General features: G+C 70.9%; 12 protein-coding genes. 4 read left to right on the top strand and 8 right to left on the bottom strand.

Going from position 1 to position 12,852, the window contains the following annotated elements; translation table 11 throughout:
- Window positions 1-55: 55 nt before the first annotated feature.
- Complete coding sequence (locus ASF45_RS22685; RefSeq protein ID WP_056668291.1) at window positions 56-508, top strand: DUF192 domain-containing protein; 453 nt, start codon at window positions 56-58, stop codon at window positions 506-508.
- Here ASF45_RS22685 and ASF45_RS22680 read toward each other — a convergent pair.
- Window positions 498-1,412 carry a LysR family transcriptional regulator gene (locus ASF45_RS22680; RefSeq protein WP_056668288.1) on the bottom strand — a complete coding sequence of 305 codons (915 nt, stop codon included), beginning with the start codon at window positions 1,410-1,412 and terminating at the stop codon, window positions 498-500. The genes ASF45_RS22685 and ASF45_RS22680 overlap by 11 nt on opposite strands.
- Window positions 1,413-1,513: 101 nt before the next feature.
- Between ASF45_RS22680 and ASF45_RS22675 the strand changes: the two genes are divergently transcribed.
- Together ASF45_RS22675 and ASF45_RS22670 are read left to right on the top strand one after the other, a co-directional pair.
- Entirely contained in the window at window positions 1,514-2,533 is a 1,020-nt protein-coding gene (locus ASF45_RS22675) for a zinc-binding alcohol dehydrogenase family protein (RefSeq protein WP_056668285.1), read from the top strand.
- Window positions 2,534-2,629: 96 nt separating this feature from the next.
- Window positions 2,630-3,175: a hemerythrin domain-containing protein gene (locus ASF45_RS22670; protein WP_056668801.1), complete on the top strand. Its 546-nt coding sequence runs from the start codon at window positions 2,630-2,632 to the stop codon at window positions 3,173-3,175.
- A 5-nt stretch (window positions 3,176-3,180) separates the two neighbouring features.
- Here the strand turns inward: ASF45_RS22670 and ASF45_RS22665 are convergent, their stop codons facing one another.
- The 6 genes from ASF45_RS22665 to ASF45_RS22640 all read right to left on the bottom strand — a co-directional run bounded on the left by ASF45_RS22665 (window position 3,181) and on the right by ASF45_RS22640 (window position 9,671).
- Window positions 3,181-4,170 (bottom strand): nitronate monooxygenase family protein, encoded by a 990-nt coding sequence (locus ASF45_RS22665; RefSeq protein ID WP_056668281.1) that lies wholly within the window; start codon window positions 4,168-4,170, stop codon window positions 3,181-3,183.
- Between the two features lie 34 nt (window positions 4,171-4,204).
- Window positions 4,205-5,701 (bottom strand): AMP-binding protein, encoded by a 1,497-nt coding sequence (locus ASF45_RS22660; RefSeq protein ID WP_056668278.1) that lies wholly within the window; start codon window positions 5,699-5,701, stop codon window positions 4,205-4,207.
- 85 nt (window positions 5,702-5,786) lie between these two features.
- Complete coding sequence (locus ASF45_RS22655) at window positions 5,787-6,473, bottom strand: TetR/AcrR family transcriptional regulator (RefSeq protein ID WP_056668275.1); 687 nt, start codon at window positions 6,471-6,473, stop codon at window positions 5,787-5,789.
- Between the two features lie 38 nt (window positions 6,474-6,511).
- Complete coding sequence (locus tag ASF45_RS22650; protein ID WP_056668271.1) at window positions 6,512-8,170, bottom strand: DUF6351 family protein; 1,659 nt, start codon at window positions 8,168-8,170, stop codon at window positions 6,512-6,514.
- Between the two features lie 25 nt (window positions 8,171-8,195).
- Complete coding sequence (locus ASF45_RS22645; protein WP_056668268.1) at window positions 8,196-9,170, bottom strand: tripartite tricarboxylate transporter substrate binding protein; 975 nt, start codon at window positions 9,168-9,170, stop codon at window positions 8,196-8,198.
- A 27-nt stretch (window positions 9,171-9,197) separates the two neighbouring features.
- Complete coding sequence (locus tag ASF45_RS22640) at window positions 9,198-9,671, bottom strand: DUF3237 domain-containing protein (protein ID WP_056668265.1); 474 nt, start codon at window positions 9,669-9,671, stop codon at window positions 9,198-9,200.
- 99 nt (window positions 9,672-9,770) lie between these two features.
- Between ASF45_RS22640 and ASF45_RS22635 the strand changes: the two genes are divergently transcribed.
- A complete protein-coding gene (locus ASF45_RS22635) occupies window positions 9,771-10,574 on the top strand; it encodes a helix-turn-helix transcriptional regulator (RefSeq protein WP_235581003.1) in 804 nt (267 codons plus the stop codon).
- Window positions 10,575-10,813: 239 nt separating this feature from the next.
- Here ASF45_RS22635 and ASF45_RS22630 read toward each other — a convergent pair whose 3' ends face one another.
- Entirely contained in the window at window positions 10,814-12,826 is a 2,013-nt protein-coding gene (locus ASF45_RS22630) for a cation-translocating P-type ATPase (protein WP_235581002.1), read from the bottom strand.
- Between the last annotated feature and the right edge of the window lie 26 nt (window positions 12,827-12,852).

Raw genomic sequence — 12,852 nt, 5'->3', positions numbered from 1 at the left:
GCGACGGCACAGCGTGGAAGAATGGCCGCTTTGCCGCCACCGAAAGACCGCCGTCATGCGTCTGTTGCTCCGCCTGCTCGCCCCCCTGCTTCTCGCCAGCTTCGCCGGCGCCGGCCTGGCCCAGGAAGGGCCGCAGCTGGACCTGCCGCGCACCCAGCTCGCAGCCGGCATGCACCACCTGGACGTGCAGCTGGCCACCACGCCGCTGCAGCGCCAGATCGGTCTCATGAACCGCAAGGAGATGCCGCAGCACGAGGGCATGCTGTTCATCTTCGAGGAACCCGGCGTGCAGTGCTTCTGGATGAAGAACACGCTGCTGCCGCTGACCGCGGCCTTCGTCGACGATGGCGGCGTGATCGTGAACCTGGTGGACATGAAGCCGCAGACCACCGATTCGCACTGCTCGGCCAAGCCCGTGCGCTTCGTGCTCGAGATGAACGTGGGCTGGTTCGCCAAGAAGGGCATCAAGGCCGGCTACCAGTTGGCCGGCCAGCCATTCAAGCGCTGAGCTCTCCTTTCGCCATCGCGGCGAAGCGCGCATGCAGCCAGTCGCGCAGGCTGCGCACGGCCGGTGTCAGCTGCCGGCGCGCCGGCACCACCAGGGCCAGCGGCGAGGGTTCGCCCAGCCAGTGCGGGTTCACGTGCACGAGCCGGCCGGCCGCGAGTTCGGCCGCCACGTCCAGCCAGGACTTGTAGGCGATGCCCAGGCCGGCCAGCGCCCAGCGCTTGACGACCTCGCCGTCGTTGGCCGAACGGCGGCCCTGCACGGCCACCTGCCGCCATTGGCCATCGACCTGCAGCGGCCAGGCGGCCGGCACCTCGCCACCCAGCATGAAGCGCAGCGCCTCGCGCGTGCCCAGGTCCTCGGGCGTGGCCGGGCTGCCCAACTGCGCCAGGTAGCCGGGCGAAGCCACCAGCACACGGCGGTTGTCGGGCGCCAGCGGCAGCGCCACCTGCGTGGCCGCATCGGGCGCGCCGTAGCGGATGGCCAGGTCGATCGGCGTGCGCAGCAGGTCGCTGTTGCGGTCGGCCAGGTGCAGGCGCAGCGCCAGCTGCGGGTGGCGCTGCTGGAATTCCTCCAGCCAGGGCAACAGCACATGGCGGCCCAGGTCGGACGGCAGGGCCAGCTGCAGCTCGCCCTGCAGCGCCTGGTGCTGGGCCTGCGCGGCGTCGCGCGCCTGCTGCAAGGCCTGCAGGGCCTGGCGCACATGCGGCAGCAGCCGTTCGCCCTCTGCCGAGGGGCGCAGGCTGCGCGTGCTGCGCACGAACAGCGGCACGCCCCATTGCGCCTCCATGCGCTTGACGGCGGCGCTGGCGGCAGCCGGCGACCAGTCGAGCGCGCGGGCCGCGGCCGTGAGGCTGCCGAGTTCGGCCGCGCGCACCAGCAGTTCGAGGTCGGCAATCCGGGTCATCGTTCCATTTTCTTTGAAAGTGATTCGCGCCCTGGCCGCTGTATTGCTGCGTGAAGCCGCGCCACACTCACGCCACTCCCTTGTTTTTCGGAAAGATCACCATGCAAGCCATCGCCTACCAGAACGCCCTGCCGATCAGCGACCCGCGCGCGCTGCAGGACGTGACCCTGCCCGACCCGACGCCCGGCCCGCACGACCTGCTGGTCGAGGTGCGCGCCATCGCCGTGAACCCGGTCGACACCAAGGTGCGCGCCAGCACCAGCGCCGAACCCGGCGGCTGGAAGGTGCTGGGCTGGGATGCCGTGGGCACCGTGCGCGCGGTGGGCAGCGCCGTGACGCTGTTCCAGCCGGGGCAGCGCGTCTGGTATGCGGGGGCGATCAACCGGCCCGGCGCCAATGCCGAACTGCACCTGGTGGACGAGCGCATCGCGGCGCTGGCACCCACCAGCCTCACGGACGCCGATGCCGCCGCGCTGCCGCTCACCGCCATCACGGCCTGGGAACTGCTGTTCGACCGGCTCGGCATCGCGCGCGACACCGCCCCCAGCAACGACAGCCTGCTGGTCGTGGGCGCGGCCGGTGGTGTCGGCTCCATCCTGCTGCAACTCGCGCGCAGCCTGACGGGCCTGAACGTGGTCGCCACGGCCTCGCGGCCCGAGACGCAGGACTGGGTGCGCAAGCTCGGCGCCCACCACGTGATCGACCACAGCCGGCCGCTGGCGCAGGCGCTGAAGGACGCCGGCCTGCCCGCGCCGCGCTACGTGGTCGGCCTCACGCAGACCGACAAGCACTTCGCGCAGATCGCCGAACTGATCGCGCCGCAGGGCCGCTTCGGGCTGATCGACGACCCCAAGCCGGGCAGCATCGACATCTCCCTGCTCAAGCGCAAGGCGGTCTCGCTGCACTGGGAGCTGATGTTCACGCGTTCGCTGTTCCAGACGCCCGACATGGTCGAGCAGCACCGGCTGCTGACCGAGGTGGCCCGCCTGGTGGACACCGGCCTGCTGCGCTCCACCATCGGCGAGCACTACGGCCGCATCGACGCCGAGAACCTGCGTCGTGCCCATGCCCACCTCGAGAGCGGCCAGGCGCGCGGCAAGATCGTGCTGGAAGGCTTCTGAGAAATCGGCCGGCGTTTGATGCGGGTCAAACGCCGGCCTCTTCATGCCTGCGGTCATGCGCGTCCGTGCGGACCGGCGAGGACAATGCCGGTGCGCATGAACTCCCCGCACCCGCTGCTGCACACCGGCCCCAGCGTCGGCTTCGACCAGCCCTTCGAGATGCTGGCGGCCTGCCACGCGCGCATGGAGCGTTCGCTGGACCTGCTCGGACGCCTGGGCCGGCACCTGCACGCGCAGGGCTGCGACGCCCAGGCCCGCAGCGCCGCGGCCGATGTGCTGCGCTACTTCGACATCGCCGCGCCGCTGCACCACCAGGACGAAGAACTGCACGTGCTGCCGCTGTTGCGCGAGCGCGGCAAGGCAGGCCTGGCCGCGCGGCTGCGCGCCGACCACCAGGTCATGGAGCACGACTGGGCGCGGCTGCGGCCGGACCTGCTGGCCGTCGTCGACAGTGGGCTGGATGCCCAGGCGCTACCGGCCGCGGTGGCGCGCTGGAGGCAGTTCGCTGCGCTGTACCGCCGGCACCTGGCGGCCGAAGAGGCCATGGCCTTCCCGGTGGTCACCGGCGGGCTCACGCCTCTGCAGCAGCAGGCCATGGGCAACGAGATGGCCGCCAGGCGCGGCGCCACCCCGCCGCGCTGAACGGCTCAGGCCGCCTGCGCCACCTCTGGCAGCACACGCTGCACCCATTCGCGCCGGGCTGCGCTGTACTCCTGCGCCAGGCGCGCCACCAGCTCGCCGGCCGGCGGCACGTCGCGCAGCACGCCGATGCCCTGGCCGCAGCCCCAGATCTCCTTCCAGGCCTTGGGCTTCTGGCGGTCGGAGCCGAAGTCCATCTTGGACGGATCGCTGGTCGGCAGCGCATCCGGGTCCATGCCGGCGTTGCGGATCGAGGGCTTGAGGTAGTTGCCGTGCACGCCCGTGATGAGGTTGGTGTGCACGATGTCCTTGGCGCTGCTGTCCACGATCATCTGCTTGTAGTCCGGGGCGGCGTTGGCCTCCTGCGTGGCGATGAAGGCCGAGCCGATGTAGGCCAGGTCCGCGCCCAGCGTCTGGGCCGACAGGATGGCCCGGCCCGAGGCGATCGCGCCGGACAGCAGCAGCGGGCCGTCGAACCATTCGCGGATCTCCTGCACTAGCGCGAACGGCGACTGGAAGCCCGCGTGGCCGCCGGCTCCGGCCGCCACTGCGATCAGGCCGTCGGCGCCCTTGTCGATGGCCTTGTGCGCGAAAGCGTTGTCGATCACGTCGTGCAGCACGATGCCGCCCCAGGCGTGCACGGCGTCGTTGATCTCGGTGCGCGCACCCAGCGAGGTGATCACGATGGGCACCTTGAATTTTGCGCAGACGGCCATGTCGTGTTCGAGCCGGTCGTTGGAGCGGTGCACGATCTGGTTGACCGCGAACGGGGCCGAGGGTGCCTCGGGATGCAGCCGGTCGTGCTCGGCGAGTTCGGTCGTGATGCGCTCCAGCCAGACCTCCAGCTGATCGGCCGGCCGCGCGTTGAGCGCGGGGAACGAGCCCACGATGCCGGCCTTGCACTGGGCGATGACCAGGTCGGGGTTGGAGATGATGAACAGCGGCGAGGCCACGACGGGCAGGCGCAGGCGCTGGGACAGGATGGGGGGCAGGCTCATGGCGGCAGGTCTCCGGGGTGTGAACGAAAAGGGCTCAGATGCGGCGCGCGACGCCTTCCCAGTAGGGCGCGCGCAGCCTGCGCTTGAAGATCTTGCCGGTGTCCTCGCGCGGCAGGCTGTCGTGGAAGGCGATGGTGCGCGGCACCTTGTAGTTGGCCAGGCGCTCGCGCAGCCAGGCCTGCACCGCGGACGCATCGACGGCGGCACCAGGGCGCAACTGCACGGCCGCGGCCAGGCCCTCGCCGAACTCGGCGTCGGGAATGCCGAACACGGCCGCGTCGGCCACGCCCGGCATGGTCAGCAGCTCGGCCTCGATCTCGGCCGGGTAGATGTTCACTCCGCCGGAGATCACCATGTCGGACTGGCGGTCGCAGATGAACAGGTAGCCGTCGGCGTCCAGGTAGCCCATGTCGCCCAGCGTGACCAGGCCGCCCTGGTCGATCGCGGCGCGCGCATCGTCGCGGCCGATGTAGCTGAAGTCGGGCATGGCAGGCTGGCGCACGTAGATCAGGCCCATCTGGCCCGTGGGCACCGGCTGGCCCTCGGCGTCGAGGATGCGCACCTGGGCGTCGCCCAGCGCGCGCCCGGCCGAGCCGGGGCGCTGCAGCCAGCCCGCGCTGTCGATGAAGGTGGTGTAGCCAGCCTCGCTGGAGCCATAGGCCTCGGTGATGACGGGGCCGAACCACGCGATCATGCGGCGCTTGAGCTCGGGCGCGCAGGGCGAGCCCGTGGAGGAGACCTGTTGCAGCGACGAGAGGTCGTGGCGGCTGCGCTCGGCATCGGGCAAGGCCAGCAGGCGCTGGTACATGGTCGGCACCAGGTAGGCGTGGGTGACGCGGTGGCGTTCGATCAGCGCCAGCGTGCGCTCGGCCGAGAAGCCCGGCTCCAGCACCAGCGTGGCACCGGCGCCGCAGCAGCTCAGCACGAAGGACATGGTGGCGCTGTGGTACATGGGCGCGCTGAGCAGCGCGCGCGAGGCCGCCGTGACGCCATAGACGGTGCGGCCGACCTGCTGGCTGGCGGCGTCCAGCGCCGCCCGCCGTTCGGATGGCACGGGCAGGCGGCGCACGCCCTTGGGCCGCCCCGTGGTGCCCGAGGTGTAGACCACGGTGTTGAAGGCCACCGCCGTGGCCGGCGGCAGCGGCGCCTGGCCCTGTGCAAAGGCGCTGGCCCAGGCATCGCCGTGCGCCTCGTCGGCGGGCACGGCCTGCAAGGCCACGCCCTCGGGCACGCCACCGGCGATCTGCGCCTGCAGATCCTCGTGCAAGAGCAGCACGCGCGCACCGCTGTCGGCCAGCAGGAAGCCCGCCTCGGCCGCTTTGAAATGCCAGTTGATGGAGACCAGGTAGACGCCCGCGCGTCGGCAGGCGATGGTGGTGGCCACGTAGGCCGGGCCGTTGCGCAACATCACGGCCGCGGTGTCGCCCTCGCCCACGCCGAGCGCGCGCAGGCCGGCCGAGATGCGGTCGGCCAGTTCGGCCATGGCCGCGGGCGACCACGTCCGGTCGGCGAACACCAAGGTGGGATGCATGCGGGTCTCCGTTGTCTGAACTAGGCACTGTCTAGTTGAGCGCGAGATTAGCAGCACGCGGCCCGCGCCGCAAGTCGCCAAGGTGTCAGCGGGCTTCGGTCGCCAGGCCGGCGATGGCCAGCAGGCAAAAGCGCACCAGGGCTTCGCCGATCTGCTCGGTGTTCTGACGCGGGCCGGTGCGGATGGGCGCGCCGCGCCCATGCATGCGCAGGGTGGCCAGGCCGTGCGCGGCGGCCCAGACGATGTTGGCCACCTCGTCCTCGCTCAGCGTGTCGGCACGCGGCGAGGGCAGCAGCGGCAGCACCACGCTGCGCAGCATGGCGAACGAGGCCGTGCCGGCCTCCACGAGTTCGGGGTAGTCGTCGCGCCGGCCCAGCAGCGGGCCGAACATGAGCTGAAAGCGCGCCGGATGGGCCTGGGCGAACGCGATGTAGGTCAGCAGCACCGCGCGCAGCTGGCCAGGGCCATCGGAGGGGTCGACGGTGGCGAGCCGGCGCTGGCGCTGCGCCACCAGGTCGCGGAAGCCTTGCGCCGCGATGGCGGCCAGCAGGCCGTTCTTGTCGCCGAAATGGTGGGCCGGCGCGCCCTGCGAGACGCCGGCGAGCTTGGCCGTGGCGCGCAGGCTCATGGCCTCGCTGCCCTCGGTGTCCAGCAGGTGCGTGCCCCACTGGATCAGCGATTCGCGCAGGTTGCCGTGGTGCCACTGGCCCTCGGGCTTGACGGCACGCACGCTCTTGCGGTGCGAGGGGATGGCGGGCTTGGCGGCTGTCATGGGCGGCGCATCTTAGGGCACGCGCCGCCCTGCCCGGCTCAGCTCGCCTCGCAGCTGAAGTTGGCCGCGTCCTCGATGCTGCCCGTGCCCTTGTACCTGGCGAACTTGGGATAGGCGCACAGCGGCCGTGTGCGGTTCGGGAAGTAGGCGTTGCTGGCGTTGGCCCGTGCGGCGATGCTCTCGGGCGCGACGCCCTTCTCCACCCAGTCGACCATGGCCTGCAGCGAGTCGTAGGTGTCGGTGGCCGGGCCGCCCGAGCAGTGGGTCATGCCCGGCACCAGGTAGGTGCGTGCGAAGTCCTGCGTCGCCGCGATGCCGCCGTTGTTGGCCGCCAGGCGTTCGTAGTACTCCACCACCTCGTCGGCCGAGAAGATCGGGTCGGACATGCCGTGGATGAACATCAGCTTGCCCTTGCGCGCCTTGAAAGCGGTCAGCCGGTCGTCGCGGTAGGTGTCGTAGACCTCGGAGAAGGCCTGCATGCGCGCTGGATCGGTGTCGAAGTTGAAGGCCAGCGCATCGAAGCCCGGGGCGGGCGGCGTGAAGAATTCGTTGCGCAGCGCGTCCAGCATCAAGGTGTTGTAGGCCGAGTTGGGCGTGGACGTGGTCGAGCTGCCCAGCGTCCAGGCACGCCAGCCGGCGTTGCGGATGCCCGCGTCCCAGGGCTGGGTCACGTACAGGGGCTGGCCGGCGGAGGTCTTGGGGCCGCCGAACACGTCCTTGAGCGCGCCAACCTGGGCCGCGCTCAGACAGCTGTCGGTCTTGGCGCCCGCGCACTGCAGCACGGCCGGGTCGAAGCTGCAGGCCCGGGTGTTCTGCACCATGCCGTCGACCACGCCGTCGCCGGCGTCGCAGGCCGCCAGCACCGCGTCCGCCACGAGGTTCAGATCGCCATTGGAGAAGGCTTGCGACAACACGGGCTTGCCGTCGGTGCCCAACGGCGCGATGTCGGTGAACTTGCGGTTGTTCCACATGGCGGCCACCGTGGCGCCGCTGGACACGCGCATGGCCGGCGCGCCGGCCGTGATGCCGTCGAAGTAGCTCGGGAAGCGCTGCGAGAACATCATGCCCTGGCGCCCGCCGCCCGAGCAGCCCGAGAAGTAGGCGTAGTTCGGCGCCTTGCCATAGCGCCATGCGGTGAGGGCCTTGGCCGATTGCGCGGTCTTGTCGTGCGCGTTGTAGGCATGGTCGATGCGCGCCTGTGGATCGGCACCGAAGCTCGCGCTCGAGCCCTGGTGACCGGCATCGGCAGACACCACCGCGTAGCCCTGCCCCAGCGGCGAAGGCGTGCCGTTGGAGATGGTGGACGACAACGAGGTGTCGCGCAGCGTGCCGTCGTTGCCGCCACCGCCCAGGTACAGGAAGCGGCCGTTCCAGCGGTCCGGAAGGCTGAGCTCGAAGCCGATCGCATAGGGTTTGCCATCGACGCCGGTGCGCGCGTCGCGGCTGCCGGTCACCACGCAGTGGCCGCCCAGGAAGTCGCCGGTGGTCAGCGTGCCGGGACGGCGCGTGCCTGCTGGCACGTAGCGCGTCGTGAGCGTCGTGGCCGGCAGACCGGACTGGGTGACCATCTCGGCGCAGACCGCCTCTGCCGCCTTGGCGTCCAGTTCGAGCCGCGCGTTGTCGTCGCCGCTGCCGCAACCGGCCAGCACCGCCAGGGCGAGCGCGGACGTCGGAAAGACGATGGCTGTGTTCTTCATCTGCTTGTCTCCTCTTGGTGGTGTGTCAATCGGCCTTGAAGCCCGTCGCGGCGACCGCCTTGCCCCACTTGGCCGTGTCCGCGGCGATCAGCGCGGCGAAGTCCTGCTGCGTCGTGCCGGTGACATGGAAGCCCGCGTCTTCCATCTTCTTTTGCCCGTCCGGCGAGCGCATGGCGCGCACGATGTCGGCGTTGAGCTTGGCAACGATCTCGGGCGGCGTCTTCGCCGGGGCGACGATGCCGAACCAGGAGTTGAATTCCAGGTTGGCGTAGCCCTGCTCCTTGAAGGTCGGCACCTCGGGCAAGACAGCCGTGCGCTGCGCACCGGTGCTGGCCAACGCGACGAGCTTGCCGGACTTGACGTTGGGCGCGGCCAGCCCCGCGCTGGCGAACACGCCAGAGACGTCGCCGCCGAAGATGCCGCTCATGGCGTCGCCCGTGGACTTGTAGTGCACAGGCTCGGGCTTGATGCCGACCGCATCGCCGAACATGAAGGCGCCGAAATGGCCTGGCGTGCCGGCCCCGAAGGTGGCCATGAACATGCCCTTTTGCTGGCGCGTCCAGTCCACATACTCCTTGACGTTCTTCGCCGGCACCTTTTGCGGGTTCACGAGCAGGATGAAGTCGGCCGTCACGACCTGCGAGACCGGCACGAAATCCTTGGCCGGGTCGTAAGGCAGCTTGTTGTAGCTGCTGGGCGCGATGGCGAGCTGGCCGGTCTCGCCCAGCATCAGCGTGTAGCCGTCGGGCGCGGCGCGCGCGGCCTCGGACGCAGCGATCAGGCCGGCCGCGCCGGGCTTGTTGTCCACGATCACGCCCAGGTTGCCCCAGCCCTCGGACAGCTTCTGCGCGAGCAGCCGCGCCACGATGTCGGGGCCGGTGCCGGCCGGAAAGCCGACGATGATGCGCACGGGCTTGTTGGGATAGGAAGGCGCTTGCGCCGGGGCGGCGAAGGGAACGAGCGCGGCGGCGCACAGCGCCAGGCGGCGGGTGAAGTTCATGGCATGTCTCCTGGGGATGGTGGGGATTCAGTCGAGCGCGAAGAAGCGCATCACGACCTTGTCGGGGTGGCGCGCGCCGGCGCCCACGAACAGGCGCTCGTTGATCCAGCCCAGCGCCTTCGACGCGGTCTCGAAGCGCGGCTGGCAGCGGAAGTAGATGTGACCCGGGTCCACCGGCTCGCCGCGCGCGATGCGCTGCATGAGTTCCGGCGGGCCGCTGCGCACGGCCTGGTTCTGCACGAAGACGAGGTCGCCGCCGTCGATCTCCAGCACGTAGCGCGCGTCGAGCTCGGCATAGCCGGCGTGCACGATGAGCTGGAAGTCGGCGCCGCCGGGCAGCACGCGGCCGCGCCAGCCCTCGCCCTGGGCCTGGCCGCCCAGGATGGGGATCACGCGGCGCACGCCGTGCGGGACGGCGCCGACCTGCTGGGGCTCGGCCACTTCGACCGACAAGCCGGCGAAGAAGCGCAGTTGGGGAATGGGGATCGCGTCGGGTTCCATGGTGTGCGTCAAAGCGGTGACAATCGCGGACTAGCGTAAATCCGCCCTGCGTTGGCGGCTGTCATCCCTGAGGATGACGGGAGAACCAGGAGACCACGCATGCGCAAATGGGCCCCCGCGGCCTGGCAACCAGGCAGCCCGCCGGCCGGCATCGGTCCGGCGGTGGGCGCCATGGTCGAGCTGCTGGGGGAGGACGATTTCGGCGCACGGCTGCTGGAGCGCCTGCACCCCACCCTGCCAGCCGCCTCGTGGTCGGTCTACCAGGTGGGGCCGGGCTGCGCGCCGCGGCTGTACTTGTCGGCCAGCCTGGGCATTCCCGACACCACGCGCGCCTGCTGGAACGCCTACCTGTCGGGGCCCGTGCGCGAGGACCGCAGCCTGCGTTTCGACGACGGCCCGGGCCGGCGCACCCAGCTGTGCCACATCACGGCACGCGAGGTGCCGAACGAGCACCGCGCCCGCGTCTACGAGGCCCATGGCATGGCCGAGCGCGTGTCCATCGTGCAGCACGGCGAGGACGATGCGCTGTTCGCCGTCAACTTCTACAGGCACGCACACCAGTGCGCTCTCAGCGATGCGCAGATCGGCGACTTCGAGCAGCTGGCGCCCGCGCTGCTGGCGCTGGCGCGCAAACAGGTCGCGCTGCGCGGGCCGGCACCGCAGCCGCAGCGCTCGCCCGAGGCCTTGCGCCAGCGCCTGCTGCAACTCAACGACGAACTCACGCTGCGCGAGCTCGACGTCTGCACGCGGCTCCTGCGCGGCATGACGCAGGACGGCATCGCGGCCGACCTCGCGCTGTCGCTGCCCACCGTCAAGACCTACCGCAACCGCGCGTTCGCGCGGCTGGGCATCCACTTCCGCAACGAGCTGTTCGCGCTCGTGCTGGAGCGCGAAGCCGGTTGAACCTAGATTGGGCAGTTGACCGCTCGCGGCCGCCATGCAGGCCGCGTGGACACGGGATTTGTGGCTTCGACGAGCCGCACCTTCCGGGTGAGGACGCTATGCCCCCGCCGGCACTGCGCTCGCCGCGCCATGCGGCGTTGCTCCTCCTTGCGCACGGAAGTGCGCGGCGTCGTCGCGCCTTGCATGGCACGCCGATCACGGCGCCCTCGGGCGCATCCAACTGCCGAATCTAGGTTGAATCAGCCCTGGCGTGCGCGCAGCAGGCGCAGCCCGTTGGCCACCACCAGCAGCGTGGCCCCCATGTCGGCGAACACGGCCATCCACATCGTCGCCGTGCCCAGCAGCGCCAACACCATGAACACCGACTTGATGCCCAGCGCGAGCACGATGTTCTGCCACAGCACGCCATGCGTGCTGCGCGACAGCCGGATGGTCTCGGGAATGCGGCGCAGGTCGTCGTTCATGATGACGACGTCGGCCGCCTCCATGGCCACGTCGGTGCCGGCGCCGCCCATGGCGAAGCCGATCTCGGCGCGCGCAAGCGCCGGTGCATCGTTGATGCCGTCGCCCGTCATGGCGGTGGCGCCATGGCGCTGTTGCAGGGCCTCGATGGCGGCCAGCTTGTCCTCGGGCAGCAGGTTGCCCTGCACCTCGGCGATGCCGGCCTGGCGCGCCACGGTCTGCGCGGTGGCGAGGTTGTCGCCGGTCAGCATGACGGGCACCACGCCCAGGCGCTGGAGTTCGGCAACCGCTTCGCGCGAGCTGTCCTTGATGGTGTCGGCCACGGCGAACAGCGCCAGCACGCCGCCGGCATCGGCCAGCAGCGTGAGCGTGCGGCCCTGCTCCTCGTGCGTGCGCAGCAGGGCTTCCAATTCCGCGCTGCACTGGCCGCGTTCTTCGATGAGCCGGTGGTTGCCCAGCACGAGTTCGCGACCGTTGACGCGGCCCTGCACGCCGCGGCCGGGCAATGCGCGGAAGCCATCGACGGGCAGCTGCGCCGCGTCGATCCCCTGCACGATCGCGCGCGAGACCGGGTGGTCCGACCGTGCAGCCAGTGCGGCGGCCAGGCCGGCCAGCGCGTCGCCGTCCGTACCCAGGGCTTCCCAGTGCACCAGCTGCGGCTTGCCGGCCGTGATGGTGCCGGTCTTGTCCAGCGCGATGGCCTTGATGAGCCGCGCGTTCTCCAGATGGCTGCCGCCCTTGACCAGGATGCCGCGCCGCGCGGCCGCGGCCAGCGCGCTGACCACGGTGACGGGCGTGGCGATCACCAGCGCGCAGGGGCAGGCCACGACCAGCAGCACCAGCGCCTTGTAGACGGCGTCCAGCCAGGCGATGCCGAACAGCAAGGGCCCGCCCAGTGCAACGGCCAGGGCCAGCACGAACACGGCCGGCGTGTAGACGGCGGCGAAGCGGTCGACGAAGCGCTGCGTGGGCGCGCGCGTGGCCTGGGCCTGCTCCACCGCGTGGATGATGCGGGACAGCGTGGTGTTGCCGGCCGCGGCCGTCACGCGGAACTGCAGTGCGCCCTCGGCGTTGACGGTGCCGGCGAACACGGTGTCGCCCGGGCCCTTGTCGACCGGCAGGCTCTCGCCCGTGACCGGAGACTGGTCGATGCTGCTGCGGCCCTCGGTGACGGTGCCGTCCAGCGGTACGCGCTCGCCGGGGCGGATGCGCACGACGGCGCCGAGCGGCACCTCGGCCGCGGGTTGCGCGCGCCAGCTGCCATCGGCCTGGAGCACGTCGGCCTGCTCGGGCGCCAGCGCCAGCAGACCGGCAATGGCGTTGCGGGCACGGTCGGCCGCGCGGCCTTCGATGAGTTCGGCGATCGCGTACAGCGCCATGACCATGGCGGCCTCGGGCCATTGGCCGATCAGGAAGGCGCCTGTGACGGCCACGCTCATGAGCGCGTTGATGTTGAGCCGGCCGCGGCGCAGCGCGGCGAAGCCCTGGGTGTAAGTCTCCATGCCCGACAGGCCGATGGCCGCAGCGGCCACGGCCAGGCCCAGCCCTTTGGACCACAGCGCATCGCCGGCCATGAAATGCACCAGCTCGGCCGCGATGGCCAGGGCCAGCGCTGCGCCCAGGCGGCCCACGCCCGGGCCTGCGCCATGGTCGTGGTCGTGCAGGTGGCCTCCCTCACCCTCGTCGTGGTGGTCGTGGTCCTCGTGGCCATGCGCCTGGCCAGGAGTGTGGTGGTGGCCTGTGTGGACGGTCTGCGCCTGCGGCACGGGTTCTGAACAGCAATGCTTCATGCGGTGTCTTTCCTCGGTTGCAGGCA

Source organism: Pseudorhodoferax sp. Leaf265 (genome assembly GCF_001422365.1).
Classification (GTDB): Bacteria; Pseudomonadota; Gammaproteobacteria; order Burkholderiales; family Burkholderiaceae_C; genus Pseudorhodoferax.
The sequence above is the reverse complement of the archived record's forward strand: the minus strand, read 5'-3'. Positions and strand labels throughout refer to the sequence as shown.

Bases quoted from the DNA above. Each gene is read 5' to 3' on its own strand.
- ASF45_RS22680 (WP_056668288.1), bottom strand. From the start codon at position 1,412: ATGACCCGGATTGCCGACCTCGAACTGCTGGTGCGCGCGGCCGAACTC.
- ASF45_RS22640 (WP_056668265.1), bottom strand. From the start codon at position 9,671: ATGGAACCCGACGCGATCCCCATTCCCCAACTGCGCTTCTTCGCCGGC.
- ASF45_RS22685 (WP_056668291.1), top strand. From the start codon at position 56: ATGCGTCTGTTGCTCCGCCTGCTCGCCCCCCTGCTTCTCGCCAGCTTC.
- ASF45_RS22645 (WP_056668268.1), bottom strand. From the start codon at position 9,170: ATGAACTTCACCCGCCGCCTGGCGCTGTGCGCCGCCGCGCTCGTTCCC.
- ASF45_RS22630 (WP_235581002.1), bottom strand. From the start codon at position 12,826: ATGAAGCATTGCTGTTCAGAACCCGTGCCGCAGGCGCAGACCGTCCAC.
- ASF45_RS22650 (WP_056668271.1), bottom strand. From the start codon at position 8,170: ATGAAGAACACAGCCATCGTCTTTCCGACGTCCGCGCTCGCCCTGGCG.
- ASF45_RS22670 (WP_056668801.1), top strand. From the start codon at position 2,630: ATGAACTCCCCGCACCCGCTGCTGCACACCGGCCCCAGCGTCGGCTTC.
- ASF45_RS22675 (WP_056668285.1), top strand. From the start codon at position 1,514: ATGCAAGCCATCGCCTACCAGAACGCCCTGCCGATCAGCGACCCGCGC.
- ASF45_RS22655 (WP_056668275.1), bottom strand. From the start codon at position 6,473: ATGACAGCCGCCAAGCCCGCCATCCCCTCGCACCGCAAGAGCGTGCGT.
- ASF45_RS22635 (WP_235581003.1), top strand. From the start codon at position 9,771: ATGCGCAAATGGGCCCCCGCGGCCTGGCAACCAGGCAGCCCGCCGGCC.
- ASF45_RS22665 (WP_056668281.1), bottom strand. From the start codon at position 4,170: ATGAGCCTGCCCCCCATCCTGTCCCAGCGCCTGCGCCTGCCCGTCGTG.
- ASF45_RS22660 (WP_056668278.1), bottom strand. From the start codon at position 5,701: ATGCATCCCACCTTGGTGTTCGCCGACCGGACGTGGTCGCCCGCGGCC.